Here is a 23636-nt window from a genome sequence, read left to right on the forward strand (position 1 = left end):
CATGCGCCCAATCGCGGGCGGCATCTTCACAATGGGTTCGGACCGTTTCTATCCCGAAGAGGCGCCCCAACGCCGCGTTCGTGTAGATGATTTCTGGATCGACGAAACGCTGGTGACCAATCGTGATTTCTCGCGCTTCGTGACGGCGACAGGTCATGTCACCGTTGCCGAAATTCCGCCTGATCCGCATGCTTATCCCGACTTGCCGGTGGAGATGGCGAAAGCGGGATCGCTGGTCTTCGTCAAACCTTCTGGCCCTGTCGATATGGCCGACCCGAGCGGCTGGTGGCGGTTCGTTCACGGTGCGGACTGGCGGCACCCGACCGGCTCCGGCAGCGACATCGCAGGACTCGACGATCATCCCGTCGTCCACATCGCCTTCGCCGATGCCGAAGCCTATGCCCGCTGGGCCGGGAAGGCACTCCCGACCGAAGCCGAGTTCGAATTTGCCGCGCGTGGCGGGCTGGACGACGCCGATTATGCCTGGGGCGACAATCTGGCTCCCGACGGGCAGATACTGGCGAATTATTGGCACGGCCGGTTTCCCTTCGCCAACCTGCGCCTCGACGGCTGGGAGGGGACATCACCGGTCCGCAGCTTCCCGGCCAATCCCTATGGTGCCTACGACCTGATCGGCAACGTCTGGGAATGGACGCAGGATTGGTGGGCAGACTCCCCCCCTTCCCCGACCGGCACCGCGCGCAAGAGTTGCTGCGCGGTGAGCAATCCGCGCGGTGCCAAACAATTCCAGAGCTACGATCCGGCACAGCCCGGCCTGCGCATCGGCCGCAAGGTCATCAAGGGCGGCTCGCACCTGTGCGCGGAGAATTATTGCCAGCGCTATCGCCCCGCCGCGCGTCACCCCGAGACGATCGATACATCGACGACGCATATCGGCTTCCGATGCGTTTTGCGCCGCCCTGTATCGCGCTGACACTTGATGATCGCCATATCCGTATGACCGCAGCTCATGCCCGCATACTCCTCCCGCTCGCCGGGCTTCTCCTCGCGGCGTCGGGGAGTGATGCCTCGCCGGTCTACCGCGACCTCAACCATAACGGTCGTCTCGATCCATACGAGGATTCGCGCCGCTCCGCCGACGTCCGTATCGACGATCTGCTCATGCGGATGACGCTGGAGGAAAAGGTCGGCACGATGATGCATGCGTCATTGCCAAGCGGTGATCCGCTCGGCGCCGGCGGCACGGGCTATGACATGGTCGCGGTTCGGCGGATGATCCTGGAACGGCATGTCACCAGCGCCATCACGCGGCTATCGGTGCCACCGGCCGAACTGGCCGAGCAGAACAATGCGGTGCAGCGTTTGGCCGAGACGACACGGCTTTGGCGCCGGCATCACGATGCGCGCGAAATCCTAGTCATGCAGACACTGAGCGCGACCACATCAAACGCTGCTAGTACGAGGCGGCTTTGAACCGACAGCGCGATGATCATCGCGACGTACCAATGTCATAGAAAGGGCGATCAATGCGGAAGAGGGAGTTGCTGAAGGGTGCGGCGGCCGCGGCGCTGATGGGCATCGTTCCTTCGGCGGGATGGGCGCAACGGCACCCCGAGCCAAAGCCGCAGGGCGAACGCACCAACCTGCTGTTCATCACCGCAGACGATCTGGATTCTTCCATCCCGGGCTTCATGGGCGGCATGCAGAAGCTGACGCCGAACCTGGACGCACTGGCGGCGCGCGCGCACCGGTTCGTCAACAACCGCACGGTCGCACCGATCTGCATGCCCTCGCGTCAGGCGTTCATGACCGGCCTGCTGCCACACCATAGCGGCGGCACCGGCTTCATCCCGGTGAAGTCCGACACCCCGACGCTGACGACGATCCTGCAGGATCAGGGATATTTCGCCGCCGCAATCCACAAAGTCGATCATATGCAGCCTTGGTCATGCTTTCCTTGGGACTATCTGCAGAACGGCAAAGACCGCCATACACTGGTCCACGCCCACGGTCTTACCGTCGCGGTCGAGGAGGCGAAGGCACAGAACAAGCCCTTCTTCGTCCAGTGCAACATCAACGATCCACACCGCCCCTTCTACGGCAGTCGCGCTGCGGCCAAGGCCGATCACGGGAACAAGGGACCGTACGTGATCCCTCATGAGGTCGGACCGGACGACGTGACGGTCCCGGCGATGCTGGAAGACCTGCCCGACGTGCGCCGCGAACTCGCGCAATATTGGAACAGCGCGCAGCGGATGGACCTCGCGATCGGCGCGATCTTGCGAGCTCTGGAGGAAAGCGGCGAGGCGCATAACACCGCTATCGTCTTCTGTGCCGATCATGGCATGCCTTTCCCGTTCGCCAAGGCGACCTGCTACGATCACGGCACTCGGGTGCCGGTGTTGATCGCCTGGCCAGGCATGGCCGCGCCGCGCCAGTTCGGCGAGCTCACGACGAACCTCGATATCCTGCCGACCCTGCTCGACTTGCTCGGCATCGCGCCGCCGAGCGCGCTCGACGGCCAGTCTTGGATGCCGCTGATGCTCGGCCAAGCATTCACCGCCCCGCGCTATCAGGTGACATACGTCAACGAGGTATCGAGCGGTATGGCCTATCCATCACGCGCGATCCAGGACGACCGCTACGCGCTGGTGTTCCAGGCATGGGCGGACGGTATATTGCAGATGAAGCTGGAGAGCATGTTCGGCCTGACCTGGCCCGCCATGGTCGCCGCTGCGAACGGCGATCCGAAGATCGCCGCACGCGTCAAGCAATATGTCGAGGGCATTCCGCTCGCTTTCTACGACCTGCACGACGATCCCGGGCAGCGCCGCAACCTGATCGGCGAGAAGCGCCATGTGGCCCGGATCGCCGCAATGCGCACCGCGCTGCTCGCGGAAATGCGGCGCACCTCGGACCCGCAGTTCGCCAACTTGCAAGCCGCGATCGCTGGCAAACCGATGAACGTGCCCCAAGATCCGGCTCGCTTCCGTATCAGTGGCGGTGGCGGCGAGTGAACCCTTGGGACTTGGACTAGAATTGGCCTGACCGTGCCGGCACACAGAACTACACCTAATCTTACTGAGTCAGAAACGGGTGCGTTGGGAGATTCGCTGGGCGCCGGGTTGTGATAGGCTGCGGAGTCACAGCGATGGATGAGCGCCATGGTGAGCGAGGACTGCAGCGAAGCAACGGCATTTGATGGATATGTGGAAGCCTTGATCGAGGTCATTGGGCATGCCGATCGGGCCGAGCCGCTTCGGGATTATTGTACGGGTCTGATGATGCCAGTGGCGCGCAAGGCGGGGGTCATGTGTCGACGACCCCTGCGGCGCAAGAGCGTTTGTACAGCGATGAGCACCGGTCGGGTGCATCCATGTGTTCGGCCTGTTCGCGCAGCACCGTATGGCTGCTGGCCCTGATGAAGTCCGCAGGCCGGCTCCCTAATCACGTCATCGCGCTCGAAGCGCTGTGACCCCCTAGGTTTTGCCGACCCCCGGTCTGACCGGGTCGTCATCACTACTCAGCTACTCCTACGCCTTCCGGCCACGGGCGTTACCCGGCGGCGCGGACGACGGTCACGCGGCGGACGCCGCGTAGACTTCGTTGCGCGACATCACCGCCCAGGCAATGCGCACTGTCTTGTTGGCGAGCGCTACGGTCGCGATCTTCGCCGGTTTGCGCTCGAGAAGCTGTGCCAACCAAGGTTGGCGAGCTGCATTCTTGCGCGCCATACGCATGACTGCCGTCGCGCCGACTACGAGTAGCCGTCGCAAATAGCCGTCACCCTGCTTGGTGATCTCGCCGAGACGCTCCTTGCCGCCGGAGCTGTTCGCTCTCGGGGTAAGCCCGAACCATGCTGCGAATTGTCGCCCAGATCGGAACAGCGAGGCATCCGGCACTGCCGCTGATATGGCGAACGCGGTGATCGGACCGATGCCCGGTATCGTGGCGAGCCGGCGGCTCGTCTCGTCGGCTCGGTGCCACGCGAGTATCTGCGCTTCGAGCCGGTCGACCTCGCTCGAGAGCGCCCGTAGCTGGGCGGCAAGGGCGTGCAGGGCCGAGCCGGCGTGAACGGGCAGCTTGTCTTGCTGTTCGTGCAACGCTTTTAGCATCGCGGTCACGCCGCCCGCGCCGACACCTGTCACGACGCCGTACTCAGCCAGGTGCCCTCGAAGCGCGTTGATGAGCATCGTCCGCTGCCGCACCATCAGGTCGCGGCTTTTGTGCAGCATCAACATCGCCTGCTGGTCTACGGTCTTCACCGCAACGAACCGCATCGTTGGACGCGTCACCGCCTCGCAAATGGCCTCGGCGTCGGCTGCGTCGGTCTTCCCGCGCTTCACATAGGGCTTCACATAGGCCCGTGGCATCAGCCGTACCTCATGCCCCAACTTTATCAGCTCCCGTGCCCAGTGATGCGCCGACGCACATGCCTCCATGCCGACCAGGCACCCTGGAAGATCAGTGAAGAAGCCGATTAGCTCTGCGCGCCGTAGCTTGCGCCGCACCAGCACGGCACCGTCGCGGGCGATCGCGTGCACCTGAAAAACGCTCTTCGCCAAATCCAACCCGACGGTGACAACCTCCTGCTTCATCTGCCGACTCCTAGACGTGGACCTACAACGACCGCAGTATTGCACAGCTACGCTGGTGCAGGGGCCGTCCACGCCATCACGTCAGACCATCCGAGCCGTCTCCGGATGAGACCTTCTGTTAAGGCTTGGACCGTCACCGACACGTGTACCGAATCGAGCCAATCGGTACTAAGGAGTCGGCTTCTCCAGCAGATCGGCGCATCCCGCTTTGGTCGCCCAGTACGCCCAGGCACGCTGAAGCTCGGGCGCCGTGGGTGCGACGTCCGCGATCTTCTTGATCTCCCCTTCAGAAAGTGGAACCACGGGGCCGAGCTTTAGCGCCTCCGTCAATACCCTTGCGTCGAGACGCAGATAGATCGCCATGCGCAGCACCTCGATAAGATTGCGTCCCGCTGCCGCAAAGCCATGGCCCCGCATCAGAACGACGCGCTCCTTGCCGAGCTTTGCGGCGATGTCAGCGCCCATCGCGATGTCACTGACGAGCAGATTGGTATCTCCGAAATGGGCGCGGCTGTCCCAGACGGGCACTCGCGACCCGACAACACCGGCATTCTGGATGACGGGCTCGAGGGGAGTCTTTGAGATCGTGAATGGCAACACTTCCGCCGCGTGTGCATGGACGACGGAATTTACGTCTGGCCGAGCGGCGTAGATCCCCGCATGGATAAATCGCTCTATGTAGAAGGGCGCCTTCTCCGGTATCGCAGCTGTGCCATCGAGGTTGAACTCCACGATGTCGCCCGCCTCGACGAGCTCGGGGCTCCGCGACCTCGACAGCAGGAACCGGTTTGCGTTCGTCGGATGCCGCATGCTGACATGGCCGTACGCATCCACGACCTCCTGGTTCGCCAGTATCCGATTCGCGATCACGACATCGACGATGGCCCGCTCCAACGTGGGAGCGGGAGCGACAGGCGTCGCCATAAGCGTTCGCGGCATGAGTCCTGTCGCCACCAAGGACACGGCTGAAGTGATTGCGGCCCTCCTGCTGATTGTGCCCGTCTGCGTCCGCTCCATAGAGTTGCGTGACACTACTTCGCCGCCTTCAGATACGCGATCACGTCTCGGCGGTCCTGCTCGTTCGCCATCCCCGCATAAGGCATCTTGTTGCGCGGCAAAAAGCGCTGCGGAGCACGGAGAAAGGAATCAAGCGCAGCATCGTTCCAGACGATCCCGGCGCCCTTCATCGCTGGCGAGTATCCAAACCCCGTAGCGGCGCCCGACTTACGGCCAAACACTCCGAGCAGGGTTGGACCTACGCCAGCAGAGCCATCCATCGAATGACAGGAGACGCACTGAGCGAAGAACCGACGCCCCTTCTGTACGCTGGCCGGCGGTTGGGCAGCAAGCGCGGCGGTAGCGATGGCTAGGCAGAGGCTCCCAGCTAGCGATAAGTATCTCATCATCTCTCCTCCTCCGGCAATGTGCCATGCATGCCGAATATCGTCAATACGTTGATATTGTGACTGTTGCCCCTTAACGCCGATATTGAAGTCTAGGCAAGGTCTCCCCCTCCAGCACGCTGCCGCGGCGCTGGCCTCGCGGCATGACGGCCCAACTAAGTGGATTGAGTGAGATAGGAATGGCGCGCATAATCGGTGGTATTTGGACGTCGCACACGCCGATGATCGGCTTCGCGCTCGACGCCGGGAAGCAGCAAGATCCTTCTTGGGCGCCGATCTTCGCGGCCTATGCTCCGCTGACGCAATGGCTGCACGAGCACAGGCCACCTGATTTTCACAATCTACAACGACCACGTCACCTGTTTCTTCTTCGACCACTATTCGACCTTCGCACTGGGCGTGGGCGCCAGCCACTCGGTCGCTGACGAGGGCGGCGGCACGCGAGCGATTCCCGCAATCGACGGCCACCCCGCGCTCGCTCGACATATCGCCGAGCGCCTTGTCGCCGACGAGTTCGACATGACCTTCTTCCAGCGGCGGGGGCTTGACCACGGCTGCTTCTCTCCGATGAGTCTCCTCGCCGATCATGCCGAGCGCTGGCCGTTCGCGATGATCCCCGTTGGCCGTCGGAGTGCTGCAGACCCCAGTTCCGAGCGCCCTGCGCTGCTGGAAGCTCGGGCAGGCACTGCGTCGGGCGATCGAGAGCTATCACGATGATCTTGCGGTCGCGATCGTCGCCACCGGCGGGCCGTCGCATCAGGTCCACGGGCGGGCTTCAAAGACCCCGAATGGGATCGGCAGTTCGTTGACCTCATCGTAGACGATCCCGAGACGGTGGTGCGGATGAGCTAGAGCGAGCTCGCGATGCGCGGCGGGTGGGAGAGTTCCGAGGCCGTGATGTGGCTAATCATGCGAGGTGCACTGGCGGCGCGTCCGGAGGTTCTCTCGCGCGATTATTACCTGCCGTCGATGACCGGCATCTCCACCCTATTGCTCGAGAACAGGTCTCGTACTGGAATGCTGCGGCCCGTGTCGGAGCTCGATCGCGCGACGCTTGAGCTGCCGCAAAGGCAATCGTTCACACTCGGACTGAGCGTCGAGCGGTACGACCTGAACCGCTTTCTCCAGCAGATGGTCGTGCCAGAGCATCGCACCGCCTTCCTGGCAGATGAAGCGGGAGCTCTCGCGGGCTCGGGGCTCGACCCCATCGATCAGGCGTTGATCTCGAGTTGCGACCGGAGCGGGCTCATCGAACGGGGCGCCATTTTCTTCGGTCTCGAGAAGCTCGCCGCAGTGCTCGGCCTGCCCAATGCAGTCGTCTATGTCGGCATGCACGGAGAGACGCTTGAGAAGTTCCGGGCGAGCCGGAACGCTCCTGAGCCCCTCGATTCCGTCGGCAGCACCTTAGGCGAGAAATGAGCCGATGGTATACTCGCCCGCAAATCGAAGACGCAACGCGAGCGAAAATATGTCAATGTATTGACGATATGCGGCGTCTGTGCGATTCTCTGTTAACGGCGGAACCAATATCGCCGGGATGGAGAGACATGAAAGACGCCAAACATCTCGGCCGTCGCAGCTTTATCAAGGCTTCAGTGCTGGCAGGCGTTGCCGCGCCTGCGGTGCCCGTTTTCGCGCAAGGCCAGGGGGAGCCCGCACCGAGGAAGGTAGCGCCGCCCGGTACGGCGGCTGCCGCCGCGGAGAACGGCGCGCTCCCGCTCGTCGACGACGAACCGCAGCTGGTCAAGCGCCCCGGATCGGACTTCATGGTCGACCTGCTCAAGGCGACCGACACGCGCTACGTCGCTGCCATGGCGGGCGCGACCTTCCGCGGTCTCCACGAGTCGATCGTTAACTATGGGGGTAACCGCGCGCCTGAATTGATCGTCTGCGTGCATGAAGAGATTTCAGCCGGAATTGCGCACGGTTACGCAAAGGTCGCTAACCAGCCCATGGCGTGCCTGGTGCACAGCACGGTCGGGCTCCTTCACGCATCGATGGCGATCTACAACGCTTGGTGTGACCGCGCGCCGATGATGGTGATCGCGGGCAACAGCCTTGACGCCACGAAGCGGCGTCCCGGTGTAGAGTGGGTGCACTCCGCACAGGATCTCGGCGCATTCGTCCGCGAATATGTCAAATACGATGACACTCCCGTCAGCCTCGAGCACTATGCGGAATCCTACATGCGGGCGCACGAACTCTCGATGACGCCGCCCTATGAGCCAGTGATGATCGTGGCTGACTCCGAGCTCCAGGAAGAGGATGTCGGGGAAGGCGCCCGGCTTAAGGTCCCCGCGCGTGCGCCGGTGTCGCCGCCGGCAGCAGCGCCCGAGGCGATTGAACGCGCCGCCGGTATCCTTCTCGCCGCATCGGCACCGCTGATTGTTGCCGACCGCGCAGCACGCTCACAGCGGGGCGTGGACCTGATCGTCGAATTGGCGACGCTCCTGAACGCCCCAGTGATAGATCGCGCGGGCCGGCTCAACATGCCGACCACGCACTATCTGTGTCAGACAAGCCTCCAGAACACGCTCGTGCGCCAGGCCGACGCGATCCTCGGTCTCGAACTGACCGACCTCTGGGGCACTATCAACGCCGTGCCCGATGTCATCGGCCGCCCCTCGCGAAGGATCGCGAACGGCGACGCGAAGGTGATCGGGATTAGCGCCAACTATGGCTATGTGAGGTCCGTCGTGCAGGACGCCCAGCGGTATTTCGCCGCGGATCTGGCGATCGACGCGGATGCGGAGGCGAGCCTGCCGTCGCTGATCGCCGCCGTCCACCGGCAGGCTTCGCCCGAGCAGTTGGCGACGATCGGGGCACGGACGGAGAAACTCAAGGCGGCCTACACGACGATGCGAGCCGACGACGCATCGGCTGCGGCGATTGGCTGGGATGCCTCTCCGATCAGCACGGCCCGGCTTTCGATGGAGATTTGGGAGCAGATCAGCGGGCTTGACTGGGGACTTGTCTCGAACCACGCCTTCGTCAGTTCATGGCCCCAGCGGCTTTGGGATTTCACGAAATACCACCAATACATCGGTGGCGAGGGTGGCTACGGTGTTGGATATGGCGCACCAGCGGCAGTCGGCGCGGCGCTTGCCCACCGGGACGCTGGCCGCATTGCGGTCGCCATCCAGTGTGATGGCGACCTCATGATGCTTCCCGGCGCTCTCTGGACCGCCGCGCATCACCGGCTCCCTTTATTGATGGTGATGCACAATAACCGTTCGTGGCACCAGGAGACGATGCACCTCAAGCGCATGGCGGGACGGCGCGACCGAGACCCTTACTCCTGGGCCATCGGAACGATGATGACTGACCCAGAGATCGACTTCGCCCAGATCGCAAGAGGTATGGGTGTTCATGCCGAGGGGCCGATTTCGAAGCCGAACGAGTTGGTGGGCGCTCTTCAACGGGCGCTCGAGGTCGTGAAGAGCGGACGTCCCGCACTTCTGGACACTCTGACGCAGATGAGGTGACCGGTGCGCATTCCACTTCTCCTCGTTCCGACTGTCGTGCTGTCAGTGGCCATCATTTTGAGCCCGAGCAGCGCGCGCACAAGCGCCCAGTCGATCGCACGACTGACCGCCCCCTATGAGACGGGCGATCCCGGGCAGCGGCTCTACGTCCGGCAGGGCTGCTACCAGTGCCACGGCCTGGCGGGCCAGGGATCGATTCTGTCCGGACCTCCGCTTTCGGCGTCGCGGCTGGATGACACCTCCTTCCGCCGATACGTCCGGAATCCGAAGGGTGCGATGCCCCCCTATACGTCGTGGGCGTTGCCCGACGACGACCTTGGCCAGATTGAGCGCTTCGTCCGATTGCTTCAGGCCGGCCGCCCCTACACGGCCGTACCCGCGCTTGCAAAAGTCGCGGCGTCCGGAGCGCGGCCGAATACGGCCAACACCGTCGCGGACGGGGAGGCGCTCTACCGGCGGAACTGCGCCGTGTGTCATGGAGCCGCGCGAGAGGGCGGCATAGCGCCAAACCTGATCAAGGAGGGCAAGAACCGCGACGCGTCGGCGATAGCCGCGCTGATCCTCGATCCACCTGAAGGTATGCCCAGCCTGACCCCCGATCCGCTTTCCAAGGCAGAGACGGATGCTGTCGCTCGCTTTGTGGCGACGCCGTCCTGACACTGCCGGAATAAAAACCACGTTAATGTTGTCAATACATTGACGATCTCTCGGTCCGAAGATAACACGGCGGAGGCCGCTCGAAGACGGTGGCAGCATCAGGGGAGAGGCAATGAAAACAATCCTTCGTCCGACAGGCGTGTCGGCAATCGCGATGGTGTGCGCGATCAGCGCACCCGCGCATGCTCAAATGGCCAGTCCGCCAGTGCCTGCGGGCACGCCGGAGACGCCGCAGACCACCGACACGACCGGCTTGACCGACATCGTCGTCACGGCGCGCAAGACATCCGAGAACGCACAACGCGCACCCGCCTCGATCGTGGCGGTCGGTGGCGAGGAGCTTCAGACGCGCGGTATCACGGACGCGATCTCGCTGGGCAAAATCCTCCCAAGCGCCAATCTGCGCGCACAAGGGCCCGTCACGCAGGTGTTTATTCGCGGAATTGGCACACGCAGCGACCTTCCAAACTTCCAGGCGGCCTCGGCGCTGCTCCTCAACGGCGTGATCATCCAGCGCTACGGCACCTTCGGCCTGACTTACGATCTGGACCGTGTGGAATCCATCGCCGGCCCGCAAGGGACGCTGTACGGCGGATCCGCGGCTGGCGGCGCGATCAACCTGTACTCGCAGGCTCCCAAAGACGACTTTTCGGGTAATGTGCAGGCGTCATACGGGAGCTACAATGCCCTAGAAGTCACCGGTGGTCAGAACCTGGCCGTCTTGGACGCGCTGAGCTTCCGCGTCGCTGGCATCTACAAACGCCGCGATTCCTTCTATGGCAACGGATTGGCCGCGCAGAATAACTGGAGTGGTCGTATCTCGGCGCTGGTCAAGCCCGCGGAGGGGTTGCGGGCCTACGTCTTCTACCAGCACGGCCATGACACGGGCAAGCCGATCACCAATCTAGTCCCAAACCCGCCGGCCGATCGGAACCATCCGTTCCGGCTGCCTGCGGTCGGGGTCGCCGGCAATCCATTGAACGGCAGCGAAAACTATCAGGACAATAGGAATGATATCGTCGGAGCGAACGTAACGCTCGATGCCGGCGGCAGCACGTTCACCTACATTCCGGCCTATGTCGACTTCAAGGCGGAATACCTTTATTTCAGCGGCTCCGCAGGCAACAAGCTCTATGTCTTCGACCGCGAGCGCCAGTTATCGCAGGAGCTCCGCTGGAACGGCAGTGTCGGGCCGGTGAAACTCACCGCTGGTCTGTTTTATCTGCATAACAAGACCAACTTTACGGACAGCCAATACCGCTACACGTCACCTACGGCGTTCACGCCCGTGCTACTCAACCTGACCGATCAGACTAACACCAACTATGCCGCGTTCGCTCAGGCGATCGTGTCGGTGACTGATAAGCTACGATTCACGGCCGGCGCGCGTTATTCGCGCGACAAGATCGAGGCGTCGGGCACCGGTGCCGCAGGCGTTCGGATCGCGTTCGACCGGGCGCAGTCGCGGCCCGACTATAAGCTCGGCGCCGACTACGACCTCGCCGACCGCGTGCTTGTCTACGCCAATCTCCAGTCCGGTTACATCGGATTCGGCTACAACCCGGATGCCGGGCCGACGGCCACCAACCCGATGAACCCAGTCGTTCCTGAATCTAAGCTCACCGCTATCTCCGGTGGTTTGAAGTCGCGGTTCTTCGACAATCGGCTGGAGCTCAACGTCGAGGCCTTCCATTATCTCTACAAGAACTTCCAGGCGATCCAGTTCGTGAGCGCCACCGGACTGTCGACCGTGCTCAACGCCGAGAAATCGACGATCTACGGCGTCGACGTCAATCTGCGTGCCCGTATCACGCCTACTTGGTCGATCAACGGCGCAATCGTGCTCCAGCACGCTCGCTACGATGATTTTGCGGGCGTCGGCTACAACTTCAACGGCAACCAGATGATCAATGCGCCCGACGTCAATCTGCAGGGGGGAATCGAGAAGCGCTTCGAACTGCCGGGTGGCGCGACGCTCACCGGGCGCGTCGACACGCAGTACGAGGACGGACACTACGGCGCCTTCAACAACCTTCCAACCCAGCGGCAAGATGCCTTCCATCGCACCGACGCCTCACTAACCTTCGCCCCCAGCAGCGACCGCTGGAACATCCAGTTCTACGTTCGCAACATAGAGGACGCCACCGTCTTCACGACGATCAACGGGGGGTCGGCGACCGCTGCCGCGAGCGGCGGCCTCGAGCCGCCGCGGACCTTCGGGGGACGACTCTCCATCAAGTGGTGAAGGCCCCGGCCGATAGACGCTGACTTGCAGCACGGCAGGGGACCCCAGGTCTCCTGCCGTACCGCTTTCAAGACGCCGCTGTCGATTGCGCGTTGACACGGCGCACAGTGCAATATAGTCAATACGTTGACTAGTTTGAACCGCCCACGAGGCGGTGGGAGAGGCTATGACGACCACGAACGACACCCGCATGCCGTCCGCTTACGACGGCTATTACCGCAAGCAGGTCGCGACGCCAGATATGATGCTGTGCGGCGTCGGACGCGGCACTCCTGGTGGCGAATACCTGCGGCGCTTCTGGCATCCGGTCGCGTATGTCAGCGAACTCGGCGAGCTCCCCCTGCGGGTCCGCGCGCTCGGTGAGGACCTCGTTGCTTTCAAGAATGGCAGCGGTGAGGTCGGCGTGCTCCATCTCCATTGCTGCCATCGCAACACCTCGCTCGAATTCGGCATCGTCGAGAAGCGCGGCATCCGCTGCTGCTATCACGGGCGGCTGTTCGCGCCGAACGGGACGCTGCTCGACATCCCCGGCGACCCGAATGCTGAGCGCCTGAAGTGCGAGGTGACGCAGGGCGGGTATCCAGTCCGCGTCTTCGCGGGCATCGCCTTCGTCTATATGGGTCCGCCCGAACGCATTCCAGCCTTTCCAATGCTGGATCGCTTTGACATCCCCGGCGTCGAACTAGTCCCTGGCGAGCGCCTCGAGCTCAAGTGCAACTGGGTGCAGATCAAGGAGAATGTGGTCGATCCGCACCACACCAACATTCTCCACGTCATACCGCAAAAGCGTGGTGTGGAGCACTTCGCCGACGAGTTCGAGCACTTCCCCGAACTGACCTTCATGGAAACACCCGCGGGCGCCATGTATCTCGCCGCCCGTCGCTCGGGCGACTACGTCTGGGTTCGCTCGGCCGAATTCTTCGGCCCGAACATCCACTGCATCAGCTCGATCTTCGAGGCGGGTTCCTCACCGAAGGAGGCAACGCCGCCGTTCATGACATTCTGGACGCTGCCGGTCGATGACGACAAGAGCATCAACTTCTACGTCAGTCATGTCGCCGCCGAGGAGACGATGCCGTTCGAGAAACGGCGCGCGCTCGAGGTCTTCGGGCAACGCGACGACCGACCCTACGCGGATCGCCAGTGGCTGCCCGGCGACCATGAGGCTCAAGTCGGACAGGGCCCGATCAACATCATCGCGCTGGAGCATCTGGGCACGCATGATCGCGGGATCGTCATGTTCCGTCGGTACGTTCGTCAGGGCATCAAAGCCGTCGCGGAGGGCAAGGACCCGAAGGGGTTCTACCTAACCGAGAGTGAACTGCCCCCGACGTTTGCGAACGACCGGATATTGCCGGCGAATACGATTGGCGGGTCGCCCAACGAACCGCCTGTGTTGGTACGCATCGCCGAACAGGTTGGTCGCGACTACCTGCAGAACCCGCCGATGCCGACACTCAAGGCAGAGCGGAGCGCCAAGACCGAGGCGCTGGCGTGAGCGATACGGCGGCCGACGGCGGCTGGGTTCCCACGCTGCCAGTCGAGGAGATAGATTCCGAATTCCCCTCGATGGTCACCGCTGACGGGGTGGAGATGGTCCTGTGCAGGTCCGACGGCGGTTTCTTCGCGCTCGGGAACATCTGCTCACACGCCTACGCGCGGCTTTCGGATGGACACACCGAAGGCAACCAGGTCTTCTGTCCAATTCATATGGGCAGCTTCGACATTCGCACGGGTGAGGCGATCGCCTCCCCGTGCTACGAACCCATCGCCACGTACCCCACCAGGGTCGACGGCGGGATCGTATTCGTCTGTCCGGTGGCCAATCCGCCAAAGAGCTAAAGATCTGGACCCAATCTGGTCACCATGTTGCAGATATGTGGGGACCTTGGTTGACACGATCTTCCCCCGACCCATAACGCTCGAGGGTGATCGTATCGGGTTGGAGTCCGCAATAGCAATGAGTCTAAAGCTCTCGGAAATTACTGGGTACAACTCATCCTACGATGTGCTCGGCTACCTGCTGAGGCTCATGTCTTCGATCTGGCACCGCCAGCTCAACGCCGAACTCGCCAAGATCGACCTTACGGAGATGCAATTCGTCCTGATGATCGGTCTCGGTTGGTTGCTGGAGTCCAACGTGAAGGGCGTGACCCAGCGCGAGCTCGCGGACGCCTGCGGCATCAGCACGGCGCTAGCCTCTCAAGTGATGAAACCGCTCAGCAAAAAGGGCCTGGTCGATGTAGCCAGCCACGCCCGCGATGCGCGCGCACGCGTCGTCAGCCTGAGCGCCGAGGGCGAGACGAAATTAAAGGAAGCGGCAGCCATCCTGCGGCGTGCCGACGAGCAGTTCCGTGCGGACAATCCGAAAGTGTTCGACAAGCTGTTCAAGGCGCTGCGCGAGGCCGTAGACGTGAAAATGAACGTGGCCGGCGATCATCCCGAGGATCTTGGGGCCATGCCGCGCTAGAGCCGGCTCATCCGTCGAGCATATCCTCGCAGCCCGCCCGCGTAGCCCAGTATCGCCAGGCCCGCTGCACCTCCGGCGCTCCTGGGTCGATGCCGCCGATCCGCTCGATCTCACCCTCGCTCAGGTAGGTCACCTCGCCAAGCGCGAGCGCCTTCTCAAGCACTGCTGCGTTGACACGCAAATAGACGCAGATGCGGATCGCCTCGACCAGCGACCCGGCCACGGCGCTGAAGCCATGACCGCGCATCAGCACGACCTTGTTGGCACCGAGCCGCTCAGCCAGATCTCGACCTTGCGCCATGTCGACCACAAGCATGTTCGTGTCGTCAAAGCGGTCGCGAATGTCCCAACATGGAAGCTCGTATCCGATCACGCCCGCGCTGTGAATGACGGCGCGGAGCGGTGTCGATGTCACCGTGTAAGGGAGGACGTCGGTAGCGTGGCTATGTACCACCGCGGACACTTCGGGCCGGGCCGCGTAGATCGCGGCGTGGATGAAGCGCTCGACATATGGTGGACGCCGATCCGTTCCGGCCACTAGACCGTCGAGATCGAATTCGAGAATGTCGTCGATCCCTACCAGAGCCGGACTGCAGGAACGTGACAGCAGAAACCGGTCAGGGCGGATGGGGCTACGTATGCTGACGTGGCCATACGCATCTGTCACGCCCTCCCTTGCGAGGATGCGGTTCGCGACCACCAGCTGGTTCTTAGCGTCGTCGATATCTGTCATGCTGTCTATCTCCGGCGCGGTGCGCCCTAAGGGCGGCCCGGCGGCCGGCAATGCACGCCCAGCGACTATACGAAGCCCTCGTCAGTCAGGCTCTGCCGCACGGCATCGAGCTGCTGCATCGCGGTGTAGTCATGGTGGATTCGGGGCGGGAGCGGCAACCCCGACATGACTGCCCCGAGCGCGAGCCAGTATATGACGAAATCGGCGATCGACAACTCGTCGGCCAAGTGAACGTCGCCGGCCATGCGCCCCTCGAGCACCCGCAGCCCTTCACCGACTATGCGCCGCCCTTCCGCTTTGATCGCTTCCTCGTCTTCCGCCTTGCCGAAGGCCGAGGGGACGAAGATGCGGGTCGTCCCAAGCGCATGGATGGTTGAAATGCAGTATTCGACAGCCTCCTGGACGCGAGTCCTCGCCTCATTATCGGTCGGCAGCAGCCCATGCTCCGGGTGTCGCGCCGCAACCCACGCGAGGATCGTGCCAAGCTCGGTTAGGACGGAGCCGTCCTCCCTCACCAGCGTCGGCACCTTGCCCTTCGAATTTATCGCTCGGAAACCGGGAGCCCGTTGCTCGCCCGCCGAGAGGTCGACCGGGACCGCCTCGAACGGCTCCTGGACGTGGTTCAACACCATGCGGACGACCATCGAGCATGCACCCGGCGAGAAGTACAGCCTCATGCGCTCCGTGCCGGATCTATCGAGATGACAATCCCGATTCACGAGCGGACGATCCGTGACGTCAGATCCTCCCAGTTACGGTGAGCAATCCGCTCCTTATCGTCCTGTGATATCGACGCCGTCTCCAGAAATGCGCGCGCACCCCCGCCGCCGGACATCTGGTAGGGATAGTCCTGCGAGAAGATGATCCGCCCGACACCGACTGTCGCGATCGTCCAGTTCAGATAGTCCTCAGTGAAGATGCCGCTCGGCGTATAGTAGGCGTTCTGTTGGAAGTACTCCTTGACCGGCCGCTCGAGCTTGAGGTTGGCCTTGTCGAGGACGGCGATGCGGTCCACGTAGAACAGGACGACCTCGCCCCAGTGACCGAGCATGACCTGAAGTGTCGGAAAGCGGTCAAAAACGCCTCCCATGACCATGCGGAGGAACTCGAGCCCGGCTTCGTAATGCCAACCCACTGCCGCCGTGGCGAGCATGAACCCGGCGACCGGCTCGAATCCCTTATAATAGGCGTCCATCACGCTCGGGGGCGGCATCTGGGGATGAATGTACAACGGCGTGCCGAGCCGCTCCGCCGCCGCGTACACCGGGTCGAACACCCGATCGTCCATGTGCAGATCGCCAGTCCGGCCGCAAAGCAGCGCACCCTGCAGTCCGAGCTTGCGCACCGCGCGGTCCAGCTCAGCGGCGGCTGCCTCCGGGTCCGGCATCGGCAGCGAGGCAAAAGCCTCGAACCTGTCGGGTCGACTGGCAACCGTCGCCGCCATCACCTCATTGAAGTCGCGCGACAGCGCGATGGCGTCATCAGGCCCGAAATTCTGAAACGCAGGCGGCGGCAGCGACAGGACCTGAACGTCGATGCCAGCGTCGTCCATTTCCGACAACCGCAGGTCGCCCAGATCCTCGAGCCTTTTCGCGAGGTGCTGCGGGGTGTAGGCCACGCTGGGGTCCTGGCGATCGGCAGTGCGGACCCATTCCTCGCTTACCTGACGAGGAACGACATGCTCCTCCAGCGCGATGATCTTCATGGGAATCGTCCTGAAGGCAATGCGTTCGAAATCACGCGAGCGCGGATTCGAAAAAGTCTCTTGAACGCTTGTCGGCAAGCTCAGCGCCGGCCTCGGACCGCCGCTTGCCGAACATGTCGGCAAAGCCGTGGTGCTCGCCGGGATAGTCATACAGCGTGACTTGGGGGTGCGCATCGAAGGCAGCATGGATCTTCTCCTGCACTTCCTTCGGCACGTGGTCGTCGTGCTCTGGAATGTGCAGCATCAGCGGATTGCGGATCGCGTCCTTCCCGCCCAGCATGTTCTCGATCATGACCCCGTAATAGCCGACCGATGCATCGACATCGGTGCGTGCCGCCGCATAAGCTGCCATCCTTCCCCCCAGGCAGTAGCCGACGATCCCGACCTTGCGATTTCCGGACAAGGCACGCGCTTGGTCGATCGTCGTCTGGAGGTCCGTGACCCCGACGTCAGTGTCGAACTTGACGACGAGCTCGACGCCCTTGGCCATCGAAGCCGCGTTGTCGGCATCGAGTTGGAGTCCCGGCTCGAGCCGCCAGAACAGGTCGGGCGCCAGAGCCAAATAGCCCTCCTGCGCGAGCAGGTCGCACTTGCGGCGGATGCCGGCATTCACGCCGAAGATCTCCTGAACAACGACGATCGCGGCGCGCGGCGTGCCAGCGGGCTCGGCGACGTAGACCGCGAACTCGCCGCTTTGGTCAGACGCGGCGATGGTGGTGGAGTAAGTCATGCTTCATCTTTCCAATCAATTCCGGCGAGTGCCGAGTTCAACTTCGCATCAACCCCGGTCATCCTGCCTCCGGGCGGCTTCGCCCGCCGGCGGCTCAATACGACCTCGGCGCTGCACCACGCCGCGAATAATCCCGCCCTAGCCATTCCAGTTGGTCATGCCTTCACGCGGCGGAAACCGCATCCCAAAAAGGCGGGCTAGGGCAACCACACTTGTTCTACGCCTTCCAAGCCAGTCGGACTCGTAATACCATCGCGAGTAAGAGACTGCGCTCCAATGGCTGTGGCAGCGAACGGAGTTCCACGATGCAACGTTTTCTGGATAGCAGATTGTCCCTGCGTCAGCTCAGGGCGATCGCCGCGATCGATCAGTGCGGCAGCCTGTCGCGCGCCGCTGTGTCGCTCGGCATGACGCAATCGGCGCTGTCGAAGTCACTTCACGAGGCCGAGACCATCCTGCAGACAAGGGTGTTCGACCGTTCGGCACGCGGAGTCGTTAGAAGCATGCACGGCGACGGGCCGGTGCGCGCGGCGAAGTCTATCCTTGCAACGCTCCGGCGTCTCGAGGACGAGCTCGACCGCAGCATGGCGGGTTCGACCGACACCGTCACCATCGGGGCGCTACCGTCGGCGGCGCTCGGCCTGCTGCCGAGATTCCTGACGACAATCGTCGAGAGCGTCCCCGGCCTTCAGGTGCGCGTGATCGAGGGCCTGACGAACGACCTGCTGGTGCAGCTGTCTTCGGGCGAGATCGACCTCATGTTGGGACGGATTTACCGCGGTCCGGAGGAGGACAGGTTCGTCATGGAACGCCTCTACAACGAGCCACTGGCCCTCGTCGCGCGACCCGGTCATCCGTTGTTCACCGACGCGTCAACAAGTGTGCTCGACTTCGAGGCGGTTCTGCCGACCTATTCGCAGCGTTTCGGGCCAGAGATCGAGGCGTTCGCCGAGGAGCTGGGACTTCGTCCCTCTGGCCTCGTCCGCGCGGGTTCGGTCGGGTTCCTGTGCGAAATTCTCCAATCGTCAGACATGATCACCGTCCTGCCGGCCCTCATGGTGGCGGGCGAGCTTCAGAGGGGAAGTCTCAAGGCGATGCCCATCCAGGCCGAACAGGCCAGCAGGCCTGCCGGCCTCGTGTGGTTCGCGGACCGATCGCGGACCCGGGGGGCGGAACGGCTAGCCGCGTTCCTGCGCAACAGTATCGAGGAGCTCGTCCTCGAAGGTACTGTGATCGGCCCTCTCACCTAGCTTCAGGGAGTGGTTCGCCGCGCGCTCGTGCTAGTCGTTTCCGTCATGACTCGGGCTTCATAAGTCGTTTTATGGCGGCAGCTCCAACATTTAGTCCGAGCACCGACCCGACCCGCCGAGGGAGGTGCGCTGCGGATACTCTGGTAAGCGGCCTCTCGAGCACATGCGAGGCGGCCCGCCGAGAGGAAAACAATGCCCACCTATTCGCTGGATCACGATGCCGACTATTGGCAATCGCCCGAGCGCTTCCGCTCCATGTTCGAGCAGGCCTCCACAATCGGAAACAAAGCGTCGCTCTTCGCCATTGGCGACCCCGACGACGACGACACACCTATGGCCTTCATCCTGCAGATGGAGCCAGGATTCGTGATTACCCGTCACGCGCACCCCTGCGATCGCTTCGAGACCGTCGTCCGGGGCTCTCTCGAAGTCGATGGGCGAACCCTCCACCCCGGCGACGTTCTCATGCATGCGGCCCACGAACTATATGGTCCGAAGACCGCTGGCCCAAATGGCTGCACCACGGTCGAGGTGTTCGCGAAGGCAGTCGGCGCTTACGAGCGCATCACCGAGGAGCCCGACGGCAGCCGCAAGACGACCAACCTCATCAGGAACTTCCAGGAGGGGTTCGCCGAACAGGTCGAACACTTCCAGGCGATCACGGACGCCCGCAAAAGCGAGAAGACCTGAGACACAGGAGATATCATCAATGTGTTGACGATATCTCCTTCAACTCCTATGCACCTCCGGCGGCGAAGTGAACGTATGACGCCAGACGGGAGAGAAGAATGTCGCCTGGCGCGAAGTCCGACGCGGTCGGTGGGGCACGAGCGTGGTTCATCCTCGCCGTGCTTACCTTGGTCTACATCATCAGCTTCATCGACCGGCAGATCCTATCCATCCTTGCCGAGGGCATTAAGCTCGACCTCAAATTGAATGATGCCCAGCTCGGTTTCCTATACGGCACAGCGTTCGCCATCTTCTACGCGCTCTTCGGCATTCCGCTGGGACGTCTCGCCGACAGCTGGAACCGCGTCTGGATGGTGGCCGCGGGCCTGATCGGCTGGTCGCTCATGACAACCCTTTCGGGATTTGCGGCTACCTTTGCGATGCTGGCGCTGGCCCGCGTGGGTGTCGGCATCGGCGAAGCAAGCACGTCACCCGCCGCATATTCGCTGATCACCGACCTCTTTCCAGAAAAGCGCCGGGCGACAGCACTGTCGATCTACACGAGCGGCCTCTACATTGGCCTGGGTCTCAGCCTGCCCGCCGGCGGCCTGCTAATGTCCTGGTGGCGGACCCGTTTCCCAGATCCCGGCACTGCCCCTCTCGGTCTCGCCCCATGGCAAGCGACGTTCGTGATGCTCGGTTTCCCCGGATTGTTGATGGCGGCGCTCGTCCTCGGCATCCGCGATCCCGACTGGCGTGAGCGAAGGATACGCGGTGTCTCCCCATGGCGCCGACTGGGCGAAGAGCTGGCCACCATCGTTCCCCCTCTGACCATGATCACGGCAGCACGGCGGCCCGGCGAGCTCGGGGTCAACCTCGCGATGCTCGCGGCCATCGGCGTGGCGGCGGCGGCAGTCGCCGCCGTCAGCGGCGACGTCGCACAGTGGGTTATCTACGGGACCGGTGTGTATGCGGTCGCGTCGTGGGTGCAGACGCTGCGCCATCGAGACGTAGCGACCTTTCGCCTGATATGGGGAACGCCCGTCGTGGTGGTGCTCGTGGTGGCCTTCGGCGCGATCGCATTCATAACCTACTCGACCGGCTTCTGGGCTTCGCCCTACGCGCTGCGCACCTTCTATGACGGCCCTGACGCGCCCGCTCTCTTCCTGTCGCAGATCACCTCTCTGCAGGAGGTCTCGATGCTGGTCGGCTGGGGGTCGGCGCTGGGCTCTGCGCTTGGCGTGATCTGTGGTGGGCTGATCGCCGATCGCTGGCGACGAGGCGACCCTCGAGGTCGCCTCTTCACGGTAGCGGCGTCACTCATCCTGTCGGTGCCGCTGACCGTCGCGATGTTCGCGACCAGTGATCCGCTGCTTTACTTCATCCTGGTGCCCGCCACGACTTTCGTGAGCTCGGCGTGGTCCGGCGCCGCCATCGCGACGATCAACGATCTTGTCCTGCCCCGAATGCGCGCAACCGCGGGCGCGACCTTCCTGCTCGGAATGAGCCTCGTAGGGCTTGCACTAGGCCCATATGTCGCGGGGAAGATCGGCATGGCGGCCGGCAGCCTGCGCATCGGCATCTTTTCGCTCTATGCAGCCGCGCCGTTGATCCTCGCGGCTCTCTGGTACGCGTCGCGACAATTGGTCGCACTCGAGAGTACGAGAGAGGCACGCGCCGGTGTCGCCATTCCGCTCACCATGCCTCGCGCGGAGCGCAATCGATGATCGTCGAGATGCGCATCTACACCCTCTCCTTCGGATCGATGGTCCGCTACTTTGAACTCTACCGCAACCTCGGCCAGGCGATCCAGTGGCGCACCTTGGGGTCGCCACTCGGATATTATGCGACCGAGGTCGGCGACCTTAATCAGATCGTCCACCTATGGCGCTACGCCTCGTTTGCGGACCGTGCAGCGCGACGCTCTGCCCTCTGGCAAGACGCCGGGTGGCTCGCGTTCGCGGAGGCGATCTCACCGATCATCATGGCGCAGGAAAGCCGGCTCATGATCGACGCACCTCTCACATCGCCCGAGGCCCATGAATGATGTCTCCAATGGAACATCCGGCGACCGGCTACGACGTGCTGATCGTCGGCTCCGGCCACGGCGGCGCTGAGACCGCGATCGCACTGCGGAACGGCGGGTTCAAGGGAACCGTCGCGATCATGGGCGGAGAGCCGGATCTTCCTTATGAGCGACCGCCGCTATCGAAGGAATATCTTTCGGGCAAGGCAACCTTCGATCAAATCCTTATTCGGCCGCCGGGCTTCTGGAGTGCGCAGGGCATAACAATGCTGCTGGGACAACGGGTAATCGCGGTTGACCACATTGCGCGTCTCGTCACGTTGGAGGGCGGACCGCCGATAGCCTATCATCAACTGGTGTGGGCCGCCGGTGGCACGGCTCGCCGGCTCAAATGCGAAGGGGCCGACCTAAAAGGCGTCCACACCATTCGTTCGCATGCCAACGTCCGCAACCTCAGGGACGAGCTACCTGTCATCCGCCGAGCGGTTGTGATCGGAGGCGGGTATATCGGATTGGAGGCCGCAGCAGTCCTGCGGGAACTCGGCAAGGATGTCGTGCTCGTCGAAGCGCTCGACAGGGTCTTGGCGCGCGTGGCCGGCGAGCGAATCTCGCGCTTCTACGAAGCCGAGCACCGGGCCCGCGGCGTTGATATCAGGCTCGAGACCGCAGTGGACAGCCTCCGGGGCCGGGATGGCAAAATATGCGGCGTTCGGTTGACGGACGGCACGCTAATCGAGTGCGACCTCGTGATCGTCGGCATCGGCATCGTTCCCGCGGTGGCTCCGCTGCTCGGAGCTGGTGCGGTCGGGGGGGAGCGCGGCATCGTGGTGGACGCGCAGTGCCGAACCAGCTTATTCGGCGTGTTCGCCGTTGGCGACTGTGCGGTCCATGCGAACCGCTATGCCGATGGCGCCGAGGTGCGCGTCGAATCCGTCCAGAACGCCACCGACCAAGCCGTGGTCGCGGCGAAGACGATCATTGGCCAGGGCGCCTCCTACGAGACGCCTCCATGGTTTTGGTCTGATCAGTACGACCTCAAACTGCAGAGCGTGGGACTCTCGGCGGGGCATGACGACGTCGTATTGCGGGGCGACCCAGCGGCACGCAGCTTCAGCGTCGTCTATCTCAAGCAGGGACGAGTGGTCGCTCTGGATTGCGTCAACTCCTCGAAGGACTACGTCCAGGGACGCACACTCGTCGCGCGAGGAACTCGTCCCGACCGGGCGATGCTCGCCCGTTTGCACATATCGCTGAGGGAGGTGCTGCTCACCGAGATCGCGGGCGCCTGACCTGAAAGCTGATGGAGGAGAAAGACGTGAGTGCACGCGCGTAAGGTGCGCCAGATCTATGCCGAGCGGCGACTCGGCTTCGCTGAACGTCTGGGAGAGACCTTCGCCGACCGGATCAGGTTCGATTTGCCCAATGGCCACCTCGCCTTTCTGGCTACGCTTTCCCGGCCGCGACACGGGTGCAGATAAGCATCGAAGCGGGACCCCGTTCCTTCTCAGCGCAACCATTTGAAAGCGCGGAGGAATATGATTTTTCAAAGGGTCCCGATCGGCGCCGATTGGGACCCCCTCTAACGCCACCTTTATTGGCTTTAACAGATATTTAGGAGACCTGTGCGCGGGTGGGCGTAGGGCATTGTGCTAGCGTGTTTTTGTCGGATCGCTCGTTGGCCGGCGTCTCGATCGACGCGATCGG

General features: G+C 63.0%; 24 protein-coding genes and 1 pseudogene. 18 read left to right on the plus strand and 7 right to left on the minus strand.

Translation table 11 applies throughout. The annotated features are described in order from the left end of the window. The first annotated feature begins 1 nt into the window (after position 1). The 4 genes and pseudogenes from J0A91_RS16220 to J0A91_RS25240 all read left to right on the plus strand — a co-directional run. Positions 2 to 934 carry a formylglycine-generating enzyme family protein gene (locus J0A91_RS16220; protein WP_069205773.1) on the plus strand — a complete coding sequence of 311 codons (933 nt, stop codon included), beginning with the start codon at positions 2 to 4 and terminating at the stop codon, positions 932 to 934. Continuing rightward, positions 904 to 1434, plus strand: a complete 531-nt coding sequence (locus tag J0A91_RS16225) for a hypothetical protein (RefSeq protein WP_069205774.1) — start codon at positions 904 to 906, stop codon at positions 1432 to 1434. Before J0A91_RS16220 ends, J0A91_RS16225 begins: the two co-directional genes overlap by 31 nt. A 53-nt stretch (positions 1435 to 1487) precedes the next feature. Further along, positions 1488 to 2978 (plus strand): sulfatase family protein, encoded by a 1491-nt coding sequence (locus J0A91_RS16230; RefSeq protein WP_069205775.1) that lies wholly within the window; start codon positions 1488 to 1490, stop codon positions 2976 to 2978. Between the two features lie 147 nt (positions 2979 to 3125). Further along, a pseudogene (locus tag J0A91_RS25240) lies at positions 3126 to 3266 on the plus strand (IS701 family transposase); the annotation flags it as partial. A 273-nt stretch (positions 3267 to 3539) separates the two neighbouring features. On the opposite strand, the gene J0A91_RS16235 reads toward J0A91_RS25240, so the two are convergent. The 3 genes from J0A91_RS16235 to J0A91_RS16245 form a co-directional block, all read right to left on the minus strand. After that, a complete protein-coding gene (locus J0A91_RS16235; protein WP_069205776.1) occupies positions 3540 to 4559 on the minus strand; it encodes an IS110 family RNA-guided transposase in 1020 nt (339 codons plus the stop codon). Positions 4560 to 4727: 168 nt separating this feature from the next. After that, positions 4728 to 5483, minus strand: coding sequence for a class II aldolase/adducin family protein (locus tag J0A91_RS16240; protein ID WP_069207410.1), 756 nt, complete (start codon positions 5481 to 5483; stop codon positions 4728 to 4730). A 107-nt stretch (positions 5484 to 5590) separates the two neighbouring features. Beyond that, entirely contained in the window at positions 5591 to 5965 is a 375-nt protein-coding gene (locus J0A91_RS16245) for a c-type cytochrome (protein ID WP_083224723.1), read from the minus strand. A gap of 336 nt (positions 5966 to 6301) precedes the next feature. Here J0A91_RS16245 and J0A91_RS24880 point away from each other — a divergent pair, with 336 nt between their 5' ends. From J0A91_RS24880 to J0A91_RS16280, 9 genes are all read left to right on the plus strand, one after another. Beyond that, the gene (locus J0A91_RS24880) at positions 6302 to 6679 is read left to right on the plus strand and encodes a DODA-type extradiol aromatic ring-opening family dioxygenase (protein WP_276204615.1); all 378 of its coding nucleotides are present in this window, start codon (positions 6302 to 6304) and stop codon (positions 6677 to 6679) included. Beyond that, complete coding sequence (locus tag J0A91_RS25075) at positions 6594 to 6782, plus strand: DODA-type extradiol aromatic ring-opening family dioxygenase (RefSeq protein ID WP_276204576.1); 189 nt, start codon at positions 6594 to 6596, stop codon at positions 6780 to 6782. Before J0A91_RS24880 ends, J0A91_RS25075 begins: the two co-directional genes overlap by 86 nt. 77 nt (positions 6783 to 6859) lie before the next feature. Then, the gene (locus J0A91_RS24885) at positions 6860 to 7381 is read left to right on the plus strand and encodes a hypothetical protein (protein WP_240502301.1); all 522 of its coding nucleotides are present in this window, start codon (positions 6860 to 6862) and stop codon (positions 7379 to 7381) included. Positions 7382 to 7509: 128 nt separating this feature from the next. Next, complete coding sequence (locus J0A91_RS16255; RefSeq protein WP_069205777.1) at positions 7510 to 9447, plus strand: thiamine pyrophosphate-dependent enzyme; 1938 nt, start codon at positions 7510 to 7512, stop codon at positions 9445 to 9447. Between the two features lie 3 nt (positions 9448 to 9450). Then, positions 9451 to 10104, plus strand: a complete 654-nt coding sequence (locus J0A91_RS16260) for a c-type cytochrome (protein ID WP_083224724.1) — start codon at positions 9451 to 9453, stop codon at positions 10102 to 10104. A 112-nt stretch (positions 10105 to 10216) separates the two neighbouring features. Beyond that, the gene (locus J0A91_RS16265; protein ID WP_083224725.1) at positions 10217 to 12349 is read left to right on the plus strand and encodes a TonB-dependent receptor; all 2133 of its coding nucleotides are present in this window, start codon (positions 10217 to 10219) and stop codon (positions 12347 to 12349) included. Between the two features lie 166 nt (positions 12350 to 12515). Continuing rightward, a complete protein-coding gene (locus tag J0A91_RS16270) occupies positions 12516 to 13847 on the plus strand; it encodes a Rieske 2Fe-2S domain-containing protein (protein WP_069205780.1) in 1332 nt (443 codons plus the stop codon). After that, positions 13844 to 14191 carry a non-heme iron oxygenase ferredoxin subunit gene (locus J0A91_RS16275; RefSeq protein WP_069205781.1) on the plus strand — a complete coding sequence of 116 codons (348 nt, stop codon included), beginning with the start codon at positions 13844 to 13846 and terminating at the stop codon, positions 14189 to 14191. Before J0A91_RS16270 ends, J0A91_RS16275 begins: the two co-directional genes overlap by 4 nt. Positions 14192 to 14309: 118 nt before the next feature. Continuing rightward, positions 14310 to 14819, plus strand: a complete 510-nt coding sequence (locus J0A91_RS16280) for a MarR family winged helix-turn-helix transcriptional regulator (protein WP_150126943.1) — start codon at positions 14310 to 14312, stop codon at positions 14817 to 14819. Positions 14820 to 14826: 7 nt separating this feature from the next. Here J0A91_RS16280 and J0A91_RS16285 read toward each other — a convergent pair whose 3' ends face one another. From J0A91_RS16285 to J0A91_RS16300, 4 genes are all read right to left on the minus strand, one after another. Then, positions 14827 to 15552, minus strand: coding sequence for a class II aldolase/adducin family protein (locus tag J0A91_RS16285; protein WP_069207412.1), 726 nt, complete (start codon positions 15550 to 15552; stop codon positions 14827 to 14829). 65 nt (positions 15553 to 15617) lie between these two features. Further along, positions 15618 to 16229 carry a glutathione S-transferase family protein gene (locus J0A91_RS16290; RefSeq protein WP_069205783.1) on the minus strand — a complete coding sequence of 204 codons (612 nt, stop codon included), beginning with the start codon at positions 16227 to 16229 and terminating at the stop codon, positions 15618 to 15620. Positions 16230 to 16267: 38 nt separating this feature from the next. Continuing rightward, complete coding sequence (locus J0A91_RS16295; RefSeq protein WP_069205784.1) at positions 16268 to 17257, minus strand: amidohydrolase family protein; 990 nt, start codon at positions 17255 to 17257, stop codon at positions 16268 to 16270. 31 nt (positions 17258 to 17288) lie between these two features. Beyond that, entirely contained in the window at positions 17289 to 17987 is a 699-nt protein-coding gene (locus tag J0A91_RS16300; protein WP_069205785.1) for a dienelactone hydrolase family protein, read from the minus strand. A 305-nt stretch (positions 17988 to 18292) separates the two neighbouring features. On the opposite strand from J0A91_RS16300, the gene J0A91_RS16305 reads away from it, so the two are divergent. The 5 genes from J0A91_RS16305 (at position 18293) to J0A91_RS16325 (ending at position 23221) form a co-directional block, all read left to right on the plus strand. Next, positions 18293 to 19237 carry a LysR family transcriptional regulator gene (locus J0A91_RS16305; protein WP_069205786.1) on the plus strand — a complete coding sequence of 315 codons (945 nt, stop codon included), beginning with the start codon at positions 18293 to 18295 and terminating at the stop codon, positions 19235 to 19237. 192 nt (positions 19238 to 19429) lie between these two features. Continuing rightward, positions 19430 to 19927, plus strand: coding sequence for a cupin domain-containing protein (locus J0A91_RS16310; RefSeq protein WP_069205787.1), 498 nt, complete (start codon positions 19430 to 19432; stop codon positions 19925 to 19927). Positions 19928 to 20025: 98 nt separating this feature from the next. Continuing rightward, on the plus strand, positions 20026 to 21633 hold the full coding sequence (locus tag J0A91_RS16315; protein WP_069205788.1) for a spinster family MFS transporter: 1608 nt from the start codon (positions 20026 to 20028) through the stop codon (positions 21631 to 21633). Further along, positions 21630 to 21953, plus strand: a complete 324-nt coding sequence (locus J0A91_RS16320) for an NIPSNAP family protein (RefSeq protein WP_069205789.1) — start codon at positions 21630 to 21632, stop codon at positions 21951 to 21953. Before J0A91_RS16315 ends, J0A91_RS16320 begins: the two co-directional genes overlap by 4 nt. Positions 21954 to 21961: 8 nt before the next feature. Continuing rightward, positions 21962 to 23221, plus strand: a complete 1260-nt coding sequence (locus tag J0A91_RS16325) for an NAD(P)/FAD-dependent oxidoreductase (RefSeq protein WP_069205790.1) — start codon at positions 21962 to 21964, stop codon at positions 23219 to 23221. Positions 23222 to 23636: the final 415 nt, after the last annotated feature.

The sequence above is a fragment of the Sphingomonas panacis genome (assembly GCF_001717955.1).
Taxonomy (GTDB): domain Bacteria; phylum Pseudomonadota; class Alphaproteobacteria; order Sphingomonadales; family Sphingomonadaceae; genus Sphingomonas; species Sphingomonas panacis.

Bases quoted from the DNA above. Each gene is read 5' to 3' on its own strand.
- J0A91_RS16300 (WP_069205785.1), bottom strand. From the start codon at position 17,987: ATGACTTACTCCACCACCATCGCCGCGTCTGACCAAAGCGGCGAGTTC.
- J0A91_RS16265 (WP_083224725.1), top strand. From the start codon at position 10,217: ATGAAAACAATCCTTCGTCCGACAGGCGTGTCGGCAATCGCGATGGTG.
- J0A91_RS16305 (WP_069205786.1), top strand. From the start codon at position 18,293: ATGCAACGTTTTCTGGATAGCAGATTGTCCCTGCGTCAGCTCAGGGCG.
- J0A91_RS16320 (WP_069205789.1), top strand. From the start codon at position 21,630: ATGATCGTCGAGATGCGCATCTACACCCTCTCCTTCGGATCGATGGTC.
- J0A91_RS16245 (WP_083224723.1), bottom strand. From the start codon at position 5,965: ATGATGAGATACTTATCGCTAGCTGGGAGCCTCTGCCTAGCCATCGCT.
- J0A91_RS16315 (WP_069205788.1), top strand. From the start codon at position 20,026: ATGTCGCCTGGCGCGAAGTCCGACGCGGTCGGTGGGGCACGAGCGTGG.
- J0A91_RS16225 (WP_069205774.1), top strand. From the start codon at position 904: ATGCGTTTTGCGCCGCCCTGTATCGCGCTGACACTTGATGATCGCCAT.
- J0A91_RS24885 (WP_240502301.1), top strand. From the start codon at position 6,860: ATGTGGCTAATCATGCGAGGTGCACTGGCGGCGCGTCCGGAGGTTCTC.
- J0A91_RS16290 (WP_069205783.1), bottom strand. From the start codon at position 16,229: ATGAGGCTGTACTTCTCGCCGGGTGCATGCTCGATGGTCGTCCGCATG.
- J0A91_RS16240 (WP_069207410.1), bottom strand. From the start codon at position 5,483: ATGGCGACGCCTGTCGCTCCCGCTCCCACGTTGGAGCGGGCCATCGTC.
- J0A91_RS16280 (WP_150126943.1), top strand. From the start codon at position 14,310: ATGAGTCTAAAGCTCTCGGAAATTACTGGGTACAACTCATCCTACGAT.
- J0A91_RS16270 (WP_069205780.1), top strand. From the start codon at position 12,516: ATGACGACCACGAACGACACCCGCATGCCGTCCGCTTACGACGGCTAT.
- J0A91_RS16255 (WP_069205777.1), top strand. From the start codon at position 7,510: ATGAAAGACGCCAAACATCTCGGCCGTCGCAGCTTTATCAAGGCTTCA.
- J0A91_RS16295 (WP_069205784.1), bottom strand. From the start codon at position 17,257: ATGAAGATCATCGCGCTGGAGGAGCATGTCGTTCCTCGTCAGGTAAGC.
- J0A91_RS16310 (WP_069205787.1), top strand. From the start codon at position 19,430: ATGCCCACCTATTCGCTGGATCACGATGCCGACTATTGGCAATCGCCC.
- J0A91_RS16325 (WP_069205790.1), top strand. From the start codon at position 21,962: ATGGAACATCCGGCGACCGGCTACGACGTGCTGATCGTCGGCTCCGGC.
- J0A91_RS16285 (WP_069207412.1), bottom strand. From the start codon at position 15,552: ATGACAGATATCGACGACGCTAAGAACCAGCTGGTGGTCGCGAACCGC.
- J0A91_RS16230 (WP_069205775.1), top strand. From the start codon at position 1,488: ATGCGGAAGAGGGAGTTGCTGAAGGGTGCGGCGGCCGCGGCGCTGATG.
- J0A91_RS16220 (WP_069205773.1), top strand. From the start codon at position 2: ATGCGCCCAATCGCGGGCGGCATCTTCACAATGGGTTCGGACCGTTTC.
- J0A91_RS16235 (WP_069205776.1), bottom strand. From the start codon at position 4,559: ATGAAGCAGGAGGTTGTCACCGTCGGGTTGGATTTGGCGAAGAGCGTT.